This is a genomic window from Vibrio sp. 1401, from assembly GCF_033340295.1.
The window spans coordinates 1-851 of sequence record NZ_JAWOWF010000229.1 but is presented as its reverse complement, the minus strand read 5'-3'; the positions used below and the strand labels follow the sequence as shown (position 1 = coordinate 851).

Genomic DNA, 851 nt, shown 5'->3' with positions numbered 1-851 from the left:
AAATTCAAGAAATTTACCCAACTGCCGATATAACTTTTGTCATTGGTCCTGATAATTTCTTCAAATTTGCTAAATTTTATAAGGCGGAAGAAATTACGGAACGTTGGACTGTCATGGCGTGCCCAGAAAAAGTTAAAATTAGAAGCACGGATATCCGCAATGCACTCATAGAAGGCAAAGATATCAGCACCTATACGACACCAACTGTCAGTGAACTGTTGCTCAACGAAGGCTTATATAGAGAAACATTATCTGGTAAATAAGAGGTCGGTTTTCATGGTCAGAGTAGCCGTATTTAGTGCATGTGCGCTGCTTGTGGTGACGCAAGCTAACTCCGCATGTAACTATCTTTCTGATCGCTCCGTGGTGTTTGAAGACAACACCATGCCCATCTGTGAAGAAATTTTTGATACTGTTGGTGTGCTTAGTACCGATACCTTAGATTGGTATGCTGCTGAAGCGACAGCAGAAGGACCAACAGAAAACTACTGGGAAGAGTGGGCAATCAAATCGCAAGACATTCCGTTTCTTACTCAAAACGTAGACAAAAACTATTTTGGTCTTGGTATTTGGATGCCAGAAGAGCTACGTGAAGAAGAAAACAAAATGACCACAGAAGAGTGGCTTCGCAGCCATGGTCTCATGTTCAGCATCGGTTTTGGTAATAAAGCTGATGGTGAGCCAAGAATGCGCTTCGACTATCGTTGGCACGAGTATTACGACGCCGACTGGATGATGCAAATTGAAGTGCCATTTTAGTTCATCGTTTTTAACCAATCGTTCGATGTGTGTCGTGCTTGGGGTTACTTGGGGAAATATGTGACCCTACGTGAGGCAAAGAATAAGAAAAG

The 851-nt window shown here is 42.4% G+C and carries 1 protein-coding gene and 1 pseudogene; both read left to right on the top strand.

Annotated features, from left to right (window positions below; genetic code table 11):
* A pseudogene (locus R7Z77_RS24755) lies at positions 1-263 on the top strand (nicotinate-nicotinamide nucleotide adenylyltransferase); the annotation flags it as partial.
* Between the two features lie 13 nt (positions 264-276).
* Positions 277-759 carry a hypothetical protein gene (locus R7Z77_RS24750; RefSeq protein ID WP_005480810.1) on the top strand — a complete coding sequence of 161 codons (483 nt, stop codon included), beginning with the start codon at positions 277-279 and terminating at the stop codon, positions 757-759.
* Positions 760-851 lie beyond the last annotated feature (92 nt).

Coding starts and splice junctions, on each gene's coding strand:
- R7Z77_RS24750 (WP_005480810.1), top strand. CDS start 277: ATGGTCAGAGTAGCCGTATTTAGTGCATGTGCGCTGCTTGTGGTGACG.